The organism is Paenibacillus sp. FSL H7-0326 (genome assembly GCF_001955535.1).
GTDB lineage: Bacteria > Bacillota > Bacilli > Paenibacillales > Paenibacillaceae > Paenibacillus > Paenibacillus shunpengii.
Genome location: NZ_MPVN01000001.1, coordinates 464,355 through 484,381, shown reverse-complemented (window position 1 = coordinate 484,381; position 20,027 = coordinate 464,355). Strand labels below are relative to the sequence as shown.

The following is a 20,027-nucleotide window of genomic DNA, read 5'->3' as shown; positions in this document are numbered from 1 at the left end:
TATTTGTCTGGATATGCATGACGATGTGGGAGATTGTCTCTTACAGTCATAAGGACCATCGGCGTCACGGAGATACAGCAGTTGTACTCGGTGCAGCGGTTTATGGCCTATCACCTTCACCTGTCTTTCAATCGCGAATTGATCATGCTATTCATTTGTATCAAACCGGTGATGCGGATAAGATCATATTTACAGGTGGACGGAGCGAGAGGGATATCCATGCGGAATCTGAGGTAGGTCGAAGATATGCGATTCAACATGGAGTAGTACCAGAGGATATCTACATAGAGGATGTTTCACGCATTACAGAAACAAACTTGATTCAAGCAAAAAAGCTGGGTGATGCTCAGCTCATAAGTACCTACACGCTGGTAAGTGATCCACTGCATATGAAGCGTGCCGTGGTCATTGCTGAGCACCTTGGGATGGATGTGAAATCCTCTCCAACGCCGAATTCAAGATATCAGAGTCTTCGTACAAAGGTTCCTTTCTTAATGAGAGAAACGTTCTTGCTTATGGGATACCGGGTCATTCAGTGGATAAAATAACTCTCTTGCGATATTTCGCAAGAGAGTTATTTAAGTTGTGTTATTTACGATTTTTCTGAATCGAAATCATCGGCCTCTTAAGCATTACCCAATACGCCTGCAATACTGTGTGTATTCGCAGCTGTAGTTTCAGATGCTCCAGTCCCATGCTGCAGCTGATACATTTGATAATATCGGCCGCCCTTCTCCATGAGCTCGTCATGAGAGCCGCTTTCCACAATTTCTCCTTTATGCAGAACCAGAATCTGATCTGCATTGCGGATCGTCGATAGACGGTGCGCAATGATGAAGGTTGTTCTGCCTTTTTTCAATACTTCAAGTGCCTCTTGAATGATGGCTTCGGTTTCAGTATCAATATTTGCTGTCGCTTCATCGAGAATCAGGATCGCCGGATCATAGGCAAGTGCTCTGGCAAAAGAGATCAACTGACGCTGCCCTGCAGACAGGGTGCTTCCCTTCTCAACAACCGGTTCATCAAACCCTTGTGGCAAGTGAGCGAGCAGCTGCTCTGCGCCTACATCTCGGAGGGCTTTGACGACGGTTTCTCTTGCTATTTTCTTATCCCCAAGACTGACGTTGGAGGCAATGGTTCCTGTAAATAGATAAGGGTCCTGAAGTACAATTCCCATATGCTCACGCAGCCATTGTTTAGGAAGCTCTTGCACATTCTTGCCGTCAATGGTGATTGTGCCTTTCTGCGGATCATAGAACCGGAACAGCAGGTTAATGATTGAGCTCTTGCCAGACCCTGTGTGACCGACCAGGGCAACGGTTTGGCCTTGCTTTGCTTCGAAGGAAATATTTTTAAGTACGTAGTCTCGCTTGTAAGCAAAGGATACGTCCTTGAATTCTACATTTCCAAGATACCTCGGCATCGAACCGTCGGTGACATTCTCGCCTTTTTCATCCATAAGTTCAAACACACGGCCTGCGGATACCATGGAGGAATCGAGGCTTGCGAGTTGATTGACCATGCCTGTAATCGGCTGGAAGAGACGTCCGAGAACATCAACAAAGGCATATAAGACACCCAGTGAAATTATGCTTGTGCCGTCAATGGAGCCTGCACCGAAATAGAGCAGAATGATAGCAAAGGCCAAATTACGAAGAACGTTAACCAGGTTATGGGAGGTGAAGGCGTTCAGATTCAGCATTTTGTTCTGATGCTTCATATAATCTTCGTTCAATGCTTCAAACTCCTCATATGTTTTCTTCTGGCGCCGGAACACTCGGATAATGGACATGCCTTGGATGGATTCGTTGATCATCGCATTGATCTCACTTAAGCGGGAGCGGATCACCGTATTGTATTTAGTCGCGAATCTCCGGTACAGCACAATCCAGGCAATAAGGAGCGGAACGACAAACAACGAAATCAGTCCGAGCCTTACATCCAGAATAAAGAGGGCAATGTACACTCCAATCATGTTAATTATGCCTGAGAAGAAGTTGGAGAGAACAGCGACAAATAAGTCTTTGACTGCTTCTGTATCGTTCGTAATTCGAGAAACGACCTTGCCTGCCGGCAGATTATCAAAAAAATGAACCGGTAGCCTTTGGATATGAGCATATACATCTCTGCGCAGGCCTTGTATGACCTTGTTCGCTGAGGATTGGAGCCAGTAGGTCTTCCCAAATTCCATGACGATGGCAACGATCAGGAATACAAAGTACAGTCCAATCAGCTTGTAAATTCCAGGCAGCTCGGGTTTGTAAAAAGCGAACAGCTCACTGGCACTAAGCGGGGTGGCTTGATATGTTGCTGTTTCTTCACCTCTTGTGATGGTCATCTCACCGTTGGAGTATGAACGATCTCCCCCTTCAATAGTGACAGGCTCATCGATCAGGTAGAAGGTGCGTCCGCTCTGGAGCACACGAATTTCGTCCCCGCGAGCCTCACCCTCTTCGAATCGATCACCGCGTTTATAATATTGATCATTATACAAGACAGACTCGTCTCCGGGTGCAGCTTCATAATAAGGCTTTTCAATGGCAAGAACGTGATTGTCAATCATGTTTTTGGCAATGAATGGGCCGGCCAGATCAGCTGCGACACCAATAGCGAGCATGATTAGAGCCGCAATAAATGTCCCTTTTGATTTTAGTGCATATTCATATAATCGTTTAGCGGTGCTTTTTTTCATAGGATCGGTACACCTCCTTAGCCTTCTAGATTAGATTCGACTTGCTGTCGTTCATATTGTTCGCGGTACCAGCCATTCTGCTGGATTAACTCATCATGCGTGCCTTGTTCAGTAATGATACCTTGGTCCAGCACGACGATATAGTCTGCATGCTCTACCGCTGATAGGCGATGGGTCGAGATAAGTGTCGTTTTGCTATCACGTTTGTTACGGATATTCTCAATTATCCGGGCTTCTGTTCTGGCATCGACCGCAGACAAGGCATCATCGAGAATAAGAATATCCGGGTCGGAGATAAATGCTCTTGCCAGAGACACACGCTGCTTCTGTCCGCCGGATAGGGCGATGCCTTTTTCACCGACTAAGGTATCTAGCCCATCCGATAATGTGCCAAGATCACCATCAAATGCAGCTGTTCGAATGGCCTCCATAATGACATTATCCGCTGCTCCCGGTCTTCCAAATTGGATGTTTTCTCTTACCGTTTTGGAGAACAGAATTTGTTCTTGAGGTACGTAGCCGATCCAGCTGTGCAGCTGATCTTTGGTGATGTCATCAATCGATGCCCCGCCGATGAGCAGCTCCCCTGATCCCGAAGGATACTCATGCAGAAGCTGTTTTAGCAGGGTCGATTTGCCGCTTCCTGTACGTCCGACAACGCCGAGGGTCTGCCCTTGTTTAATCTTAATATTGATATTGGTCAGATTGTCTACCGTTGAAGTAGGGTAGCGGAAAGTTAGCTGTTTCATTTCAATAATATCAGGCTTATTTACGTGAACGGGCTGTTCTGCATCCTCGACGTCAGGTTTGACATACAGTGTCTCGTTTACCCGGTCAAGAGAGGCGTTGCCTCGCTGCATAATATTAATGAGTTCACCAATAGCAAACATTGGCCAGATCATCATCCCTAAATACATATTGAAGGATACGAGATCTCCCAGCGTAATCTCATTCTGGAATACAAGATAAGTACCATATCCAAGACCGATAATATAACTGAGTCCAACAAACAAGCGAATGGTCGGCTCAAAGAAAGCATCGAGCTTAGCGACCGCGAGATTCTTGCGGTATACGTCATCGGTAATATCGTTAAAACGTTTTTCATCATGACGTTCCTGCACATAGGCGCGAATGACACGAACACCAGCTACGGATTCAAGAACCTGGTCATTCATATCTCCGAATGCATCCTGTGCGAGCGTGTATCGTTCGTGCACTTTCTTACCGTAGATCATCATGGCAATCGCTATAAAAGGCAGTGGAAGAACTGCGGCTAAGGTCAGTTTCCAGCTTACTAGGAATCCCATTGCTAACAATACTGTAGCGAGATATGCAGTAGAGTCTGTAAGTGTCAGCATTCCGAAGCCTGCAGTCATGGCAACAGAACGAAGATCATTCGTCGCCTTCGCCATCAAGTCGCCCGTACGGTTCCTCTCGAAGAATGGCGGCGTCATTCGAAGCAGGTGCCCCATATATTTTGAACGCAGAAGCTTCTCCACAAGATTGGCCCCGCCAAACAACTTATGCATCCATACATATGTAATGAGGTAGATAATCAACAGCATGCCGAGAATAAAGAAAATATAAGTGAGGAGAGAAGACCAAGTAATCGAGCCGGTAACGATGTCATCGACGGCGATGCCGAGTACTCTTGGAGGAACGAGTTCTAAGACACCAACGAGAATAAGCAGAAGCATACCGACTGCGTATCGCCTTCGTTCTTGCTTGAAATACCAGCCTAAATTTTTTAATACAGCAAACAAGTAAATCCCTTCCTTTCCTATCTGAAAATGTGACACGACTCTTCTTCTAGCAGTGAAAATACCGATTGAAGCGACAAAAAAGGCACACCGCTTTCGCAAACGGTATGCCTTATTATTTATCAGGTTCATACGCAGCAAAGTCACGTGCGTGAGCAGAACTGCGGGTGAATTCATGTAGAAGTGCATTCAAATAAACATCTTAAAACGTATGAATTAGCTTCCAGTTACCAGGCTGCTCTATATGAAGTTGTCTGAGCTGTAGTGCGTAATCATTCAGAATAATCATAAGAGTCACCCTTTCATTTGGAAATTAATTCGTTAGGAATCGTATGAGAGGATATTACCACTGGACTAAATATCTGTCAAACTTTTTTCACAATTTGGACGTTTCAAATAAAGTTTGACAGCCCATTGATGCAGATCTGTCATTTGTAATCTAAGCCCAGGAACGATATGATAATATAGACACAAAACGATGAGGAGTTGACCTTTTAAATGAGCATTCATGTGACGGAATCAGCCGCAAATTGGTACAAAAAAGAGCTGGGTGTCAAAGATGGCGAAGCCATTCGCTTCTATGCCCGTTATAGTTCGGGCGGCGGGCTTCATCCGGGCTTCTCACTCGGTATTTCAGTCGAACAGCCAGAGTATCCGGTGGAGAGCACAGAGGTGTCCGGTATTTTATTCTTTATGGAAGAGCACGATCATTGGTATTTGAAAGGACATCGTCTGGATGTGGGATATATTGAAGCAGAAGACGATATTATATACCGTTACGAAACTGAATAACGCATGAATTGGATGGTTTACAGCGATTATGCCTATGAGGGAGGGGACGATGAGGTGACTTCTGCCAAAAAAGATATGGCCCAATATGTTGCAAGCAAATCCATGATTACGGTGAAGGCGGCAATAGCCGTAGTAAATGATCAAGGCCATATTTTGCTCCAAGAGCGCGCAGATGATGGTCTATGGTATATGCCCTTAGGTGTAATGAAGCCAGGTGAAATGCTGGAGGATACAGCATATCGTGAGCTATGGGAGGAGACGGGGCTTACTGCGGAAGAAATGAAATTCGAAAGGCTCCTCTCTGGACCCGAATTCAAGCGTGATTATCCTTCCGGGGACGAGGAGTACTATGTGATTGGAGTCTTCAGAGCCCAGGGAGTTCTGTATTCGGAACTAAACTATAGTTCAATGCAAGAAGGACCCATGCGTTTTTTTGCATTAAATGAAATTCCTAAGCTTTCTCCAGTTACCGCTCGTGTACTGTCCGATTATTTAGATTTAACTGAATTGAACTAAAGAACAGCTTCTCCTAGGAGGGGCTGTTTTTTTGTGAAAATGTAATAAGGATAAGCTAGCATAGAAAAGAGCCGCATTTAGCGGCTCTAATTTAGTTGCGAAGTTCCACTTACTAAGCCGGGCCTGTTGTAAAATCATTGTTTTCCAAGGCGAATTCAAAGTCCTCGATATCATATACTTGTACAGGTACTCCAGCTTCAATGATACGGCCAATCCATTCAACCTGATCTGTGAGGAGTGGCTGTTGAAACCGTTGGGCGGTGAGTAGCAGCTCTGTTTCAATCGGGTCAAAAAACTCTCCGTACTGAGCAGTGTCCATAGCTCCGACAATAATGATCGACACATGATCATCTAACGGGATTGAAGCGCTTTTTGCCCAGGGTACTTGAAGTGCCTTGCTTATTTTTTTTCTATTAAAAGGTTCCTCAAAGTAAGAAATAAGTTCTCCGATTTTCTGTTTCACATGCTGATCTTCTTGGGGAGACTCCATTAAAGGCTCTGTGCTGGATTGCAATTCATACAATTCCAAGACCGTGGTATAAGGGATGAGGTATTCTACAGGCGCTGAAGGCGCCAGCAACTGACCATAAATTGCGACCATCACGGCTTCAGTAACCAGTTGTCTTGGCATAGCTTATCCTCCTGCTGCAACTATGTATTTTGCTTTTTGACAATTGATAAGAGTATATCACAGTTTAATGGGGTCCATAAACAGCTATATTAGTTCACGAAAAATAAGCAAGGGCGGTCAACTTCATCGAGAAGCAGGATGGCCCTTGCTTGGTTATGACTTACCTATGAGTAGAGAGAGAATACCCGCTGCAATCAAGGGGCCAACGGGAACACCTTTAAACAAGGCTACACCGAGAACGGTTCCAATCAGCAATCCGGCCACGACGGTGGGTTGACCACTCATCAAGAATGCACCTCGTCCTCCAAGATAGGCAACAAGCATTCCGACAGCGATGGCGGCAAGCGATTTCCAATGCATGAATGAGGATAATAGGGTATCGATGCTAATCTTACCACTAGCCAGTGGAGTCATGACTCCAATTGTCAAAATAATAATTCCGACGGTCAACCCGTATTTCTCAAGCCATGGAAAAGCCTGCTGAGCTCCCGTAATCCGGATGAGCAGCAGTACGACAACGGCAATCGTAATTGGCGTATTATTACTAATGATGCCAAGAGCCGCAAATCCGAGTAATAACAGGGACGTCATATCCATTTTGTTCATCTCCCTACACCGTTAAGATCCCATTTTGTCTTTGATATGCTCGGCGATTAATCTTCCATGCCATCTGCCTGATTCAATAAACACTTCATTCGCATTCCGGCCAGAAGCAATGACCCCTGCTACATAAATTCCAGGAACACTACTTTCCATTGTTTCCGAATTATACAGTGGTTTATCCAGATCATCGGACATGGATACACCTACTGAGGTGAGGAGCTTTCGATCCGGTCTGAACCCTGTCATCGCTAATACGAAATCGTTAGGCAGCTCAAAATCCACCCCTTCATTCGGAGTGACAATGACACGATCTTCAAGAATCTCGGTTACCCTTGATCCGAGATGCAATTTAATTCTGCCTTTGGAGACCAAACCTTCAAATAACGGACGAACCCACGGCTTGATGTGTTCTGAAATGCTATGTCCACGGTATACCATATCGATCTCGGCATCTACTCGAGCCAGCTCCATCGCCGCATCTACGGCAGAATTACTTCCTCCAATAATGGTGACCTTTGTCTTGGTATAAGGATGGGCCTCCCGAAAATAATGAGTGACTTTGTCTAATTGTTCTCCAGGTATGCCGAGATAATTAGGGTGGTCGAAGTATCCCGTGGCGACAACCACATTTTTTCCTTCGTAATAGACCGTCTCGCCAGTTCTGTTTTTGGAACTTACACGGAACCCTTCTTCTTCCAGAGGACGGATCTCATAAGCTTCTTCATACAGTGAAATCTCCAAATTATAGTGTGCAGCTACTTTGCGGTAATAAGCTAGAGCTTCATAACGATAAGGCTTGTCATTTGGTGTACTGAACGGAATATCTCCGATTTCAAGCAGTGCAGCCGTACTGAAGAACTGCATATTCGTTGGATACAAGTAGATCGACTGCACCACATTGTATTTTTCTATAATTACAGAGGATAGTCCCTGTTTACCGCACTCAATGGCTGCAGATAAACCGCAGGGTCCTCCTCCGATGATAATGACGTCTTTCATCATGCTACATTTCATCTCCCTTTTCTGCTCCAATCATGTTTTTCAAGTATTTATTATCGTACCGTATTCTGCTGTTGAATACCAGTAATTCGAAACCACTCTTTGTTCAAGTTGACAATCGAGAAGTAGAAGAATATTATCTAATTAGATAAATATCAAATGTTATAATCATCAAATTAAATGGAATAGACTCGGCTCAATAAATATGGTGGAGGAATAGTTATGCAGCTTGATAAGATTGTAAATTACCACAAGGCACTCGCTGATCCAAATCGGATGCGAATGATGCTGTTATTATCTCAAGGTGAAATGAATGGACAAATGCTTGCAGACAAATTAAATCTTTCCCAGCCTACTGTAACGCATCATGCTGCCAAGCTGAGAGAAGCAGGACTCATTAAAGAGCGAAGGGACAAGAATACGATTTATTTTACACTTTATCCTTACCTCATTAAGGAGCACGCAGAAGCATCACTACATTTCATTTTTAAGGGAGAGAGCCAGATGGTGGAAACAGACAGCAAGCAGAAACTGAAGGATTCCGTTATGAAAAATTTCTTTACGAAGGAAGGTAAGCTTAGATCCATTCCCGCTCAATACAAAAAGAAGCTTATTGTACTTCAGCATCTTGTAGAGCAGCTTGAGAAGGGAAGAAAGTATCAGGAGAAAGAAATCAATGAATTTATCAAACCGTATCATGAAGATTATGCCACGATCCGCAGAGAATTTATTATGCATGATTTCATGTACAGGGAGGAAGAAATATACGAGGTTAATCCGACAGAGATGTGGACGAAATGGGAGAACGTCAAATAATTAGGTTTGACATAACAATGTACCATCCTGTAATATATGGAAAAATGATGAAGGAGGCGATATCTATGAGTAACCTAATGATGAATGTATATGTTGTTGCTTGTAACTATCGTCTCCCGATCGGACAACAATCATCTCAGATTTAATTGTTTCAGCTGTCTTCTATGGAAGAGCTGTCAATTCATCAGAGGATGAAGATCCGTATGGGAGTATATCCTGTGCGGATTTTTTATGTGATACTTCTAATTCTCATGTTGAGGGATGCTCGGCTTGAATTGGAGGATAATGCCGCAGGGATATATCCTGCGGTTTTTTGTTTGCTTCGGGAGACCTGTTTGAGTTAAAGAACACCCAATTAATGGAGGTAGAACATTTGAAGAATGAGATTCAGAGAACAGAGTTAATTGAATTTGGCTGGACTGCATCATGGGATCAGAAGTGGGAAGACGTGATGAGCACATTCAATCATGCTGAGAAAGAAACACTCCGGCCTGCTCGAATTACAACAGACTACGGACAGAAGTACGGCATCTTAACAGCGGAAGGGAATAAGTTCGGAAGCTTGTCAGGAAAGGCTAGAGCCCTATTTAGTGAGGGGAGTAAGCCAGGTGTGGGTGATTGGGTCATCGTAAAAACATATGGTGATTATGACGATGCTTTGATTCATGGTGTACTTGAACGAAACAGCGTGATTTCAAGACAGGCCGCCGGTTTTGAAACCAAAGAACAAATTATTGCTGCCAACGTCGATACCTTATTTATCGTGTGTGCTCTTAACGGAGATTACAATTCAAGAAGGCTGGAGCGGTATCTGATCATGGCTTGGAATAGCGGGGTTAATCCTGTCATTGTACTGAGCAAAAGTGATCTATGCGAGGATCTCTCTTCCTATCTGACAGAAACGGAAGCCATTGCTCCTGGCGTACCCGTCATTCCTGTATCCGCTCATTATGGCTTAGGGAAAGAAGCCTTGGAAGTCTACACGGGTTCCGGTAAAACGGTTGCGCTGGTCGGCTCCTCAGGCAGTGGAAAATCGACCATGATTAACTGGCTCACAGGTGAGAGTCATCAGATGACTCAAGAGGTCCGGGAGGAAGATAGTAGAGGAAGACACACAACGACACACAGGGAAATGTTTAGACTCCCGGAAGGCGGTATTCTGATTGATACTCCGGGCATGAGGGCCTTGTCGATCTGGGATGATGGAGAGGGCATCTCCCGTACCTTCGAGGATATTGAACAGCTCGCACAGCAATGTCGATTCTCTGATTGTCAGCATCTACAGGAGGTCGGCTGTGCCGTGAGGGATGCAATTCAAACGGGAGAGCTGGAGGCGAAGCGGCTGGAAAATTATCACAAAATGCTGCGAGAAATTCAGTTTCAAGTCAAAAAAGAGGCTGTAGCTGCAAAAAAGAGCACTAGAAATACGAAGCATAGTACGACTCGTGACAAAAAAAGTGGCTGGCGTAAAGAAATAGAAGATTAAGGCTGCGCTTATCTATACGGCAGTGCATAGGATGAAACAGGAGGAATGCACATGCCAAATTATCGAATAATTGTAGATCTGTCTGATCATCAGCTGTATCTGCTTGATTATGATGTTGTCGTTCGAGCTTATCCCGTTGCGATTGGTGCAATGGTTACACAGACACCGGTTGGAGAATTTACAATTGTCAACAAACAGCCCAATCCGGGAGGGCCATTCGGGGCTTTTTGGATGGGTTTGTCCAAAGCTCATTATGGAATTCATGGGACCAATAACCCTTCCTCTATTGGACAGAATGTGTCCCGTGGATGTATTAGAATGTACAATCAGGATGTGCTTGATCTGGAGAGTAAAGTTCCTGTCGGCACAAGAGTGACCATAAGACCGTAGGGTGATGTGACAGAGGGTATTCGCTCTATGGCGACTACCCTGATCATGATACTCATTCAGGAGGAATGCAAATGATCATTAGACAAGCTGTATTCGAAGACGCAGCAGCCATTGCTAGAGTACATGTGGACAGCTGGCGAACAGCATATAAGGGAGTTATCAAGGAAGAGGTCCTAGCCGGGTTATCCGTGGAACAGAGGACGACGAACTGGCAGAGACAGCTGGATCCGGCACTTGATCAAACAGCGGTGTATGTAGCTGAGACGGAGGAAGGGGGCATCATTGGATTTGCGAGCGGGGGGCCGAGCCGAACCCATAGTCTCCCATATGAAGGAGAGTTATACGCGATATACATATTGGACAGCTATCGAAGGCAAGGAATCGGATTGCAATTAATGCAATCGATCGCGGTATTTTTACGGGACCAAGGGCATGATTCTATGTTTCTATGGGCGCTCGAGGATAACCGGTATCGAGCATTTTATGAAAAATGGCACGGGATTGCTTCTGGAGATAAACTCGTTCAAATCGGAGGCGAAGACTATACCGAAATTGCATACGGGTGGGATAACCTCGATGAGTTACTGCGATTTAAATGAATAATACAGCGGAATTTGTCTACCTTTGTTCTCATTTGTAAACTTCGAGGGGACGGGTAAAATATTTTGTGAAAAAGTGGTATACAACTGTTTTGGAATGACAATTTATGGTTAATTCTGGTGTACCGGATCAATAGCGGGAGATACAGTCATGCCGGACTGAGAAATAAAGAATGGGAGGCTGTTACCTATGTCAACGTCCATTGATCGATTTATCCTTCATAAATTAGACAGCTGTAAGGAAGAGAATACGAGAGAGCATTTGCTTGAGTTATTTATGATACGCATCGAAATGGCGGCCAGAACTGAGGAAGTGATGAAGCGCAGGAAGTCTGTTTTTATCAACTAGTTCATTGTCGTTATGTCAACATAAAAGTTTATCTACGGTTTTTCGGAGGAACCTTCTACATAGGAGGTTCTTTCTTTTTGGCATAAAAACGGTAGGAAGTCAACAAAAGATACCTGATGTCAACACCCTCCACTATAAAAGCGATGGACCCTGCTCCTATAATCAACTTGAAGGAGGAGACGGCATATGCGAATTAACATCAAGCAATTTATTCGAAACATCCCGCTTCATCTTATGATCCTGCCGGGACTTATTCTCGTCTTAGTTTTCAGTTATATCCCTATGGCGGGGCTTGTTATTGCATTTCAGAATTTTTCCCCGATCGCAGGCTTCAAAAATATGAACTGGGTGGGTCTCGATAATTTCAGGTATTTGTTTGATTTACCAGGCTTCAGCCAAGTGGTATGGAATACAGTATTTATCTCCGTAATGAAAATAGTCGCAGGACTTGTTGTTCCTGTCCTTGTGGCTTTGCTCTTAAATGAGGTGAGAAGGACTGGATTCAAACGAACCATTCAAACCATTATCTACATGCCTCATTTCTTCTCGTGGGTCATACTTGCCAGCATTATTGTCGATGTATTGTCACCCAGCAGCGGAATTGTCAATATGGCTCTTAAAGCCCTCGGAATTGACCCCATACAATTTCTTGCTAGTAATGAGTGGTTCCCGTACATATTAGTTATTACGGATCAATGGAAGGAATTTGGGTTTGGAACGATCATCTATCTGGCCGCATTAACAAGCATAGATCATTCCTTATACGAAGCTTCTGTTATTGACGGAGCGGGACGATGGAAGCAGACCTGGCACATTACACTTCCAGGAATCCGCCCGATTGTCATTCTGATGGTGACACTGAGCCTCGGAAATGTTCTTAATGGAGGATTTGATCAAGTCTTCAACTTGTATAATCCACTTGTATATGAATCAGGGGACATTCTAGATACGATGATCTACCGGATCGGACTTCAGGATGCACAGTACTCTGTATCTACTGCACTGGGTCTTATCAAATCGGTTGTTTCGTTCGTCTTTATCGGACTTGGATATTATTTGGCCTATCGTTTTGCGAATTATCGGATTTTTTAGGAAGGGAGGCCCTTACAACATGCATCATACGACCAAAGCCTATCGCTGTTTCATCCTATTTAATTACGTCATCTTAACCATCCTTGCTCTACTCTGTTTATTTCCGATTGTAAACATCCTGGCGATTTCCTTCAGCTCAAGCGAAGCGGTAAAAGCAGGGAGCGTGACCTTCTGGCCCGTTGATTTCACGCTGTCCTCCTATCAATATATATTGGAGCACCAGCAGTTTCTTAACTCCTTCGGCACAAGTCTGCTGCGAGTCGTGCTGGGGGTTCTGGTTAATCTCGTCTGTACAATTCTTGTGGCCTATCCCTTGTCCAAGGAAGCCGATAAATTTCGTTCAAGAACGGTATACGCCTGGATCTTCGTTTTTACCATGCTGTTTAGCGGCGGGTTAATTCCTGGATACTTAATCGTCAAAGAAGCAGGTCTGCTGGATACCATATGGGCTCTAATTCTCCCTGGAGCAGTGCCAATCTTTAACGTATTGTTGATGCTGAATTTCTTTCGCGGGCTGCCCAAAGAATTGGAGGAAGCCTCATGGATGGACGGCGCAGGTCATCTGCGGACACTCTGGAGTGTATACTTGCCGATCTCCTTGCCAAGCATCGCCACAGTAACACTGTTTGCACTGGTCGGTCACTGGAATGCGTGGTTTGACGGAATGATCTATATGAAGAGTCCGGAACATTATCCGCTTGCAACCTATCTTCAGTCCATGCTTCAGCAAGTGCAGACGATATCCACGGACAGTATGACCTTTGAAGATGCAGCACTTTTGAATCAAATTTCAGATCGCACAACACAAGCATCTCAGATCTTCTTGTCCGTCATTCCTATACTGCTTATTTATCCGTTCCTTCAGCGTTATTTTGTACATGGTCTTGTTGTAGGTAGCGTAAAAGGGTAAGATTCCAACAGGGAGCAGCAGTTAGCAGTAAAGGGGCCGTTTTCCGGCTCCTTTTTGCGTTAGGAGAGGAGCAGATGTTACCTTGAGAAGGTTTTTTGCGATGTGGAAATCAAAATCAATCGTAGTGAAGCTGATGGGGGCGTTTGTACTCGTTTTTTTACCGTTATATGTTATCAGCATCATGATTACAATGTCCAGTTCTGCACAAATGCAGGCTGAAGTGGAGAGGGCCCACGAGTCCAAGCTCCATTTCTACCATAGTCATCTTGAGTTTGAGCTGCAGCGGATGACCGGGTTGGTCAACGAATATACCTTTGACGATACGATGTCCACCTTGAGTACTCGAATACCGATCATGAACACTTACGAAGTTACCTCAAATTTGAACGATATCCATAACAAGCTGAGTCAAATCAAAGAAACAAGTCCTTATATCAGCGATGTTGTCTATTATGTGCCCGCTCTGCATAAGAGGGTCAGCGCAGTTGACGGCATTCGAAATGTGGAGGACGCGGAGTGGAAGAACCTTATCGATTCCATGGGGAATCTGCATGGCGCTTTATCTCATGTTGGCGAGGAGTTATACCTCCTTCGCAGCAATCCTTACAATATGAATCGTGAGGAAGCTCCCAATTTCTTACTCGGCATCCGGCTCTCCAGCGATGAGCTGAAACGCCGGCTTCAAGAGTTTTCCGAAACAGGAGGGAGTGAGATCACTTTGTCCTTCGGACAGGGCAATCAGGTGGTGATCCCATCTAAGAATCAGGTGGCAGATCTTAAACAAAGCTTACACACCTTGGATGCATCCCAGCCAGCCCAGAGCATCACACGATATGATACAGAGGAAGCTTTCCATTACTCACTATTTGACCGTGAACATTACTTTACATTAACAGCAAGCATTCCGCATCAAGTTCTTAGAGCACCAATGGAAAAATATACGCTGTGGCTGTGGGGTCTAACGATACTGTCTATTGTCATCATATTTATCTTCTCCTTCTCCGTGTATAAATCCATTCATAAGCCGTTGTCCGTACTGATCGGCGGGTTTAAGACGGCAGAGCAGGGACAGACGGGTATTCACATTCCTCATTCTAGAAGAGATGAATTTGGTTATTTATATTCTCGGTTTAATGATATGCTAAAACGCTTACATATTCTGATTGAAGAAAACTATGTTGCCCGAATTCGGACGAGTGAAGCGGAACTCAAGCATCTTCAGTCGCAGATTAAGCCGCATTTTTTGTATAACAGCTTCTTTAATATTAAACAAATGGCAGAGGTCGAGAACGTTGAGCTGATTCAGGAATTTACTGATTATTTGGGTCAGTATTTCCGTTATATGACGAGAGACTCTAAGCCGGAGGTATCACTGGGGGAAGAGATTGATCATGCACTTGTATACCTGGCCATTCAAAATATCCGTTTTGGTTCGAGAGTTACAGCCATTATCTCTGATATCGAACATCAGTTTAGAAGTGTGACGGTCCCGAGAGTCATAATCCAGCCTGTAATCGAGAATGCATACGAGCACGCCTTGTCCAAACGGATCCAGGGGGGTGTGCTGAAAGTATCATATAAGAATGATGAGAACCAGCTGCAAATTTGCGTTGAGGATAATGGAGAGGCTCTGACAGATGAGACCTTGAGTACATTGTCTAAGAAATTATCACATGCAGCACATCGGCATGATGGTGAAGAAATAACGGGACTCATCAATGTTCACGAAAGATTACGCATTCAATTTGGCAATGCTTACGGACTCAGCGTGAGCCGCAGCCCTATCGGAGGTCTGCGAGTTACTTTCAACTTACCATTCAAGGGAGAAGATAGATGATGCAACGAATGCTTATTGTAGATGATGAACCTCTTATTTTGGACGGGTTGTATACCTATTTTCAGAAGGCAGAGATCAGTGAATTAGAAATTATTAAGGCTTATTCCGCGATTGAAGCCATGGATTGGCTGAACATGGTCAAGATTGATATTGTACTCAGCGATATTTGTATGCCTGAAATGGATGGAATGGCTCTAATCCAAGAGATTATGGAGCGCTGGCCGCGCTGTAAGATCATATTGCTGACAGGTCATAACGAGTTTGAATATGCTCATCAAGCGATTCGTAACCCATGCGTTGTCGATTACCTGCTGAAAACAGAAGGAATGAGTCAGATCCGTAAGGCGGTAGACCGGGCTATGCAGCAAATTGAGGAGGAGAACGACTTTCGATATCAGACCAGCTGGTTTCGAAACAAGCTTCCGCGGGCTTTACCCCAGCTTCATAGACAATTATTAATAGACATCATACAGAGAGATGAGAATCTCGATTCCAGCAGTTTACAGGATGAGTTCGATGCGATTCAGCTTCCATTTGATTCTACCGAATGGGTGCTGCCCATTATTATACGTGTGGAGGAATGGAACAACTATGAGACAGGCTCAGATCGAAGTCTGATTCGTTATGCAGCGGCGAATATTGCTGAGGAATATTTACAGGACAAGACCCGTGTGAGAGCCATTGACCTGGATCATCAGGTCATCGCCTGTTTTGTTCAAATGAAAGATCGTGTGGTGAATCCTTCGCCGGATGAAAAGTGGGTACGAACGCTGCGATTTGTGCATGGAACGCTTGAAACCGTACAGCAGTCCATCGCCAATTGTCTCAATATTTCGGTATCCATCATGGTCAGTGAGCAGCCTGTGAGCTGGGTAAAGCTTAGTCAGGTCATTGCTCAGCTTCGTCTATCCGCGATGGAGGGGCCGGGTCAAGGAATGGAGAAGCTGCTGCGTGTTGACATTCATAATGAAGTTAGTCACACGCCGCTGCTGATGAACAAGCTGGCTGTCGTATCCCTTCATTTAGAGCAGATTAAACAGAGGGTGACGACGAGAGATAAGGATTGGAGTGAGTCCTTCCGCAAATGGAGGGATACAGCTTCCGAGGGACTTGAAGATCCGTTTGTTCGAATGAGAATATATACAGCTGCAGGAAGCTGCTTGCTGGAAGTTCTGCAGGAGCTTGGCTTGTACGAAGTGGCTCTGAAAGAGATTGATCTGTCTCAAATGCTCCATTTTAATATACAGACTCGGTGGCCGGATATCGTTAGATTCTACCAATCCTCATTTGAGTGGATCGTATCCAAGAGAAGTGACAGCCGAATTACAGACCAATCTCAAATACTGATTGCCATCCATGCTTATATCAAAAATCATCTGGAGGATGATCTCTCGCTGACTCGGATTGCCCAGGAAGTATCATTAAACCCTTCCTATTTATCAAGGTGGTACAAGCGGATTACAGGGAAAGGCATTTCTGACTATATCTATGAAAAAAGAGTGGAGCGAAGCAAGGAGCTGCTGCTGGGGTCCACATATAAAATGCATGAGATATCAGCCAAGGTGGGCTTCAGTGATCAGCATTATTTCTATCGCTTCTTCAAGAAGGCGATTGGCTGCACACCACAAGAATATCGAGATCAAAAAATCTGATCCGACCCTAAATGGTAAATAAAAGATACCGGATGTAAAGACGTACCACTCGCTCATGTCAGCGCTTTCTTAGTACGATGTGTATATACCTCAGGGGAGGAAATAAAGGGGGATTCGCATGGGAATGTCATTTAAGAAAATAACAATGTTATCGATGTCTGTCGTACTTACAGCAGCACTAGCTGCTTGTTCATCCGGATCAGGAAGTACAGAGGCAGAATCCACACCTACGACACCACAGCAGGATGCAGGAGGTCCGCTTACCAAATATGATCCGCCAATTAAGCTGAGATCCACGATGAACGAGACGGGAAAAGAAACTTTAGCTGAAGGTGACACTCATACAGATAATATCTGGCTTAGAGGCTATAAGGATGAGCTCGGAATTGAAGTTACCTATGACTGGGTTGTAGCGGATGCCAACTATAATGACAAGATGAATGTTACGCTTGCCAGCGGTGATTTGCCGGATGTCCTGAAAGTGAGCGCGGTGCAGTTTGAGCAATTGTATGAAGCCGGCATGCTGGAAGATTTAACCGAGGTCTATGATAAATACGCTTCCGATCTCGTTAAAGAGTTTCTGTCAGCGGAGGACGGTGCGGGTCTGAAGCCTGTAACTAAAGATGGTAAGATCTACGCGATGGTGAGCTTCCCAGGTTCCTTGGATTCCTCGGATATGATCTGGATTCGTCAAGATTGGCTTAAGAATGTAGGTCTTGACGCTCCACAATCCATGCAGGATGTCATTGAAATTGCAGAGGCCTTTACATTTAACGATCCAGATGGAAACGGCAAAAAGGATACTTTCGGTATTGCACTGAACAAAGATCTGCCGATTAATGGATTCTTGCTTGGCTACCATGGTTATCTTGAAACATGGATTAAGGACGAATCCGGACAAGTCGTGAATGGTACAATCCAGCCTGAAGTCAAAGAAGGTCTTCAAGAGCTCCAAAGGTTGTATAAGGATGGCGTCATTGATCCCGAATTTGGTGTGAAGGATTTCGCGAAAATGATGGAGGACGTCAATGCAGGGAAGTCAGGTATGTTCTTCCTGCCGCAATGGGCACCATTCCAAGTCAGCGGGATGATCAAGAATGACCCTAATGTCGATTGGCTTCCATACCCGGTTCAATCCATTGATGATCAGCCGGCCAAGACTCAGAACCATCTGACGCTCGGCGGTATATTCGCTGTACGTAAAGGATATGAGCATCCGGAAGCACTAATTAAGCTGCTGAACTTCCAAGCTGAAAAAATGTTTGGAGAAGCGGCGGAGACAGAGCGTGCGGACTACCTGAATGGTATGACAGGACTCGGCTTCCAGAATGCAACCGTATCAAATCTCCCTGCTAACAAGAACGTGCAGGCTCAGGATGAGGTTGAGAAGGCACTAGAGTCAGGGGATACATCAGGACTTGGTCTTGAGGCGAAGCTGTTCTATGACGATATTATGGATTATCGTTCAGGTAACCTGGATAAATGGCATATGGAACGGATCTTCGGACCTGAGAGCTCGCAAGGAGTAATTAAGCACTATCGTGATAACGATCTGATTGTTATGAACGAATTCATATATGCACCAACCAAAACGATGAATACCAAATCAGCAACACTGGATAAACTGAGAGCAGAAACCTTCCTTAAGATTATATATGGTAATCTGCCAATCGATGAGTTTGATAATTTCGTTGCCAACTGGAAGAAGCTCGGCGGAGATGAAATTACGAAGGAAGTGAATGAGCTGATTAACGCAAGTAAATGATGAATGCAAGATTCAGACCTAACCAATGAGATTGGTGCCAGCAAGCCACAATACGATTTTTGCGTATTGTGGCTTTGTCATTGCTGGATATAAAAAAACACTATCCCTTTAGTAAAGGGATAGTGCGAGCGTGTCGTCTTCTCTGATACTGTGAAGAATCGCCTCGCTTCCGATAATTTCAATACTGATTAATGTATGCAAACATTTTTGTAAAGCGCGCTTACCATTATTAATCTTATCTTCTAATGCGCTGCTTAGCAGCTTTAATGTTTTTTGTACAGGTTGCTTGTTCTCAGCATTAAAATAAACCGGAATTTTTTTGTTTTGGAAAAAGATCAATGTTCTCATTAGAAATCACCTCAACTAGATTACTAGAGTTGTTTCATGTTGCTAATTCTAAATAACGTTGCTTAAAATTACCTTAAAATTAGCTTATGGAAACATAAAGATGATAAGTGTTTGAAAATTGTTCACAAATGAGAGGGGAGTAATGACATCGAATTGTACAAAAACCTGAATAGAATAGGAAACTATAATATATCAGAATTTGGAGGGATGACAGCAAAAATGTCGAATTTTCATATTGTTGAAATGGTAAGGTAACGAAAAGCTGAGACTATGGTAATAGAGTCCGTTGGATTATATAGGTATTTCGCTTTAAAAATGTATAGTTAAGATTGCAATAAAGGGTCTTCTGTTAGAAAATATGGTAGATTAATAGTAAGGCAATTCGCCAAAATGTGTATAAAAGGATTTAGGACGATGGACATAGCTAAAAAGGGTGTGATGGGATGATTCTGACAGTCGTTCAGTCAAGACGAGAGGGAGAATGGATTGATATTGAGGTTCCAGATGAGAGCACCGTCCAGTATTTCAAATCTGTACTTTCTGTACGCATATTCAACGAGCCTCCTCAAGAGAATGTTCAATATATATTGGAAGCTAAATTCCCGGAAGGCAACTGGTTTACGCTGCCTGACGCAAAACAATTAACGGAAACAGGACTGAGAGAAGGGAACTTTGTCCGTTTGCAAAAGGCTTTTTCGACGACGGAAAGCGAAGCCCCTGTACATGGAAGAAGATTGTTGTTTCAAAATAAAAATTCAGGGTAATAAGTCGAGATTCAAATGTGAAGCGC

Annotated in this window: 20 protein-coding genes; 14 read left to right on the top strand and 6 right to left on the bottom strand. The window is 44.2% G+C overall.

What is annotated here, in order from left to right; translation table 11 throughout:
- The first annotated feature begins 23 nt into the window (after positions 1-23).
- Positions 24-548 carry a YdcF family protein gene (locus BK126_RS02075; RefSeq protein WP_179085500.1) on the top strand — a complete coding sequence of 175 codons (525 nt, stop codon included), beginning with the start codon at positions 24-26 and terminating at the stop codon, positions 546-548.
- Between the two features lie 77 nt (positions 549-625).
- Here the strand turns inward: BK126_RS02075 and BK126_RS02070 are convergent, their stop codons facing one another.
- Together BK126_RS02070 and BK126_RS02065 are read right to left on the bottom strand one after the other, a co-directional pair.
- The gene (locus BK126_RS02070) at positions 626-2,692 is read right to left on the bottom strand and encodes an ABC transporter ATP-binding protein (protein WP_076311064.1); all 2,067 of its coding nucleotides are present in this window, start codon (positions 2,690-2,692) and stop codon (positions 626-628) included.
- A gap of 17 nt (positions 2,693-2,709) precedes the next feature.
- Positions 2,710-4,455, bottom strand: a complete 1,746-nt coding sequence (locus BK126_RS02065) for an ABC transporter ATP-binding protein (protein ID WP_076311063.1) — start codon at positions 4,453-4,455, stop codon at positions 2,710-2,712.
- Between the two features lie 495 nt (positions 4,456-4,950).
- On the opposite strand from BK126_RS02065, the gene BK126_RS02060 reads away from it, so the two are divergent.
- Both BK126_RS02060 and BK126_RS02055 read left to right on the top strand, forming a co-directional pair.
- The gene (locus BK126_RS02060) at positions 4,951-5,244 is read left to right on the top strand and encodes a HesB/YadR/YfhF family protein (protein WP_047909628.1); all 294 of its coding nucleotides are present in this window, start codon (positions 4,951-4,953) and stop codon (positions 5,242-5,244) included.
- Positions 5,245-5,247: 3 nt separating this feature from the next.
- On the top strand, positions 5,248-5,760 hold the full coding sequence (locus tag BK126_RS02055; protein ID WP_083655684.1) for an NUDIX domain-containing protein: 513 nt from the start codon (positions 5,248-5,250) through the stop codon (positions 5,758-5,760).
- A gap of 112 nt (positions 5,761-5,872) precedes the next feature.
- On the opposite strand, the gene BK126_RS02050 is transcribed toward BK126_RS02055, so the two are convergent.
- The 3 genes from BK126_RS02050 to BK126_RS02040 all read right to left on the bottom strand — a co-directional run bounded on the left by BK126_RS02050 (position 5,873) and on the right by BK126_RS02040 (position 7,993).
- Positions 5,873-6,391, bottom strand: a complete 519-nt coding sequence (locus BK126_RS02050) for an ADP-heptose synthase (RefSeq protein ID WP_076311062.1) — start codon at positions 6,389-6,391, stop codon at positions 5,873-5,875.
- Between the two features lie 153 nt (positions 6,392-6,544).
- On the bottom strand, positions 6,545-6,988 hold the full coding sequence (locus BK126_RS02045) for a DUF441 domain-containing protein (RefSeq protein WP_076311061.1): 444 nt from the start codon (positions 6,986-6,988) through the stop codon (positions 6,545-6,547).
- Positions 6,989-7,009: 21 nt separating this feature from the next.
- Entirely contained in the window at positions 7,010-7,993 is a 984-nt protein-coding gene (locus tag BK126_RS02040; RefSeq protein WP_076312506.1) for a YpdA family putative bacillithiol disulfide reductase, read from the bottom strand.
- 222 nt (positions 7,994-8,215) lie between these two features.
- Between BK126_RS02040 and BK126_RS02035 the strand changes: the two genes are divergently transcribed.
- The 10 genes from BK126_RS02035 (at position 8,216) to BK126_RS01995 (ending at position 18,889) form a co-directional block, all read left to right on the top strand.
- Positions 8,216-8,809: a DUF2087 domain-containing protein gene (locus BK126_RS02035; protein WP_076311060.1), complete on the top strand. Its 594-nt coding sequence runs from the start codon at positions 8,216-8,218 to the stop codon at positions 8,807-8,809.
- Between the two features lie 373 nt (positions 8,810-9,182).
- Positions 9,183-10,295, top strand: coding sequence for a ribosome small subunit-dependent GTPase A (gene rsgA, locus BK126_RS02030; RefSeq protein ID WP_256702679.1), 1,113 nt, complete (start codon positions 9,183-9,185; stop codon positions 10,293-10,295).
- A 51-nt stretch (positions 10,296-10,346) separates the two neighbouring features.
- Entirely contained in the window at positions 10,347-10,685 is a 339-nt protein-coding gene (locus BK126_RS02025) for a L,D-transpeptidase (RefSeq protein ID WP_076311059.1), read from the top strand.
- Between the two features lie 71 nt (positions 10,686-10,756).
- The gene (locus BK126_RS02020; RefSeq protein WP_076311058.1) at positions 10,757-11,284 is read left to right on the top strand and encodes a GNAT family N-acetyltransferase; all 528 of its coding nucleotides are present in this window, start codon (positions 10,757-10,759) and stop codon (positions 11,282-11,284) included.
- A 190-nt stretch (positions 11,285-11,474) separates the two neighbouring features.
- Positions 11,475-11,633 carry a hypothetical protein gene (locus tag BK126_RS29250; protein ID WP_177178615.1) on the top strand — a complete coding sequence of 53 codons (159 nt, stop codon included), beginning with the start codon at positions 11,475-11,477 and terminating at the stop codon, positions 11,631-11,633.
- Positions 11,634-11,819: 186 nt separating this feature from the next.
- A complete protein-coding gene (locus BK126_RS02015; RefSeq protein WP_076311057.1) occupies positions 11,820-12,725 on the top strand; it encodes an ABC transporter permease in 906 nt (301 codons plus the stop codon).
- A 19-nt stretch (positions 12,726-12,744) separates the two neighbouring features.
- Complete coding sequence (locus tag BK126_RS02010; RefSeq protein ID WP_076311056.1) at positions 12,745-13,635, top strand: carbohydrate ABC transporter permease; 891 nt, start codon at positions 12,745-12,747, stop codon at positions 13,633-13,635.
- A gap of 100 nt (positions 13,636-13,735) precedes the next feature.
- On the top strand, positions 13,736-15,472 hold the full coding sequence (locus BK126_RS02005) for a sensor histidine kinase (RefSeq protein WP_076311055.1): 1,737 nt from the start codon (positions 13,736-13,738) through the stop codon (positions 15,470-15,472).
- Positions 15,469-17,124, top strand: coding sequence for a response regulator transcription factor (locus tag BK126_RS02000; protein WP_256702678.1), 1,656 nt, complete (start codon positions 15,469-15,471; stop codon positions 17,122-17,124). Before BK126_RS02005 ends, BK126_RS02000 begins: the two co-directional genes overlap by 4 nt.
- Before the next feature lie 118 nt (positions 17,125-17,242).
- Positions 17,243-18,889 carry an extracellular solute-binding protein gene (locus tag BK126_RS01995; protein ID WP_076311053.1) on the top strand — a complete coding sequence of 549 codons (1,647 nt, stop codon included), beginning with the start codon at positions 17,243-17,245 and terminating at the stop codon, positions 18,887-18,889.
- A 108-nt stretch (positions 18,890-18,997) separates the two neighbouring features.
- On the opposite strand, the gene BK126_RS01990 is transcribed toward BK126_RS01995, so the two are convergent.
- Complete coding sequence (locus BK126_RS01990) at positions 18,998-19,237, bottom strand: hypothetical protein (RefSeq protein ID WP_076311052.1); 240 nt, start codon at positions 19,235-19,237, stop codon at positions 18,998-19,000.
- Positions 19,238-19,680: 443 nt separating this feature from the next.
- Here BK126_RS01990 and BK126_RS01985 point away from each other — a divergent pair, with 443 nt between their 5' ends.
- The gene (locus BK126_RS01985) at positions 19,681-20,001 is read left to right on the top strand and encodes a hypothetical protein (protein WP_076311051.1); all 321 of its coding nucleotides are present in this window, start codon (positions 19,681-19,683) and stop codon (positions 19,999-20,001) included.
- Positions 20,002-20,027: the final 26 nt, after the last annotated feature.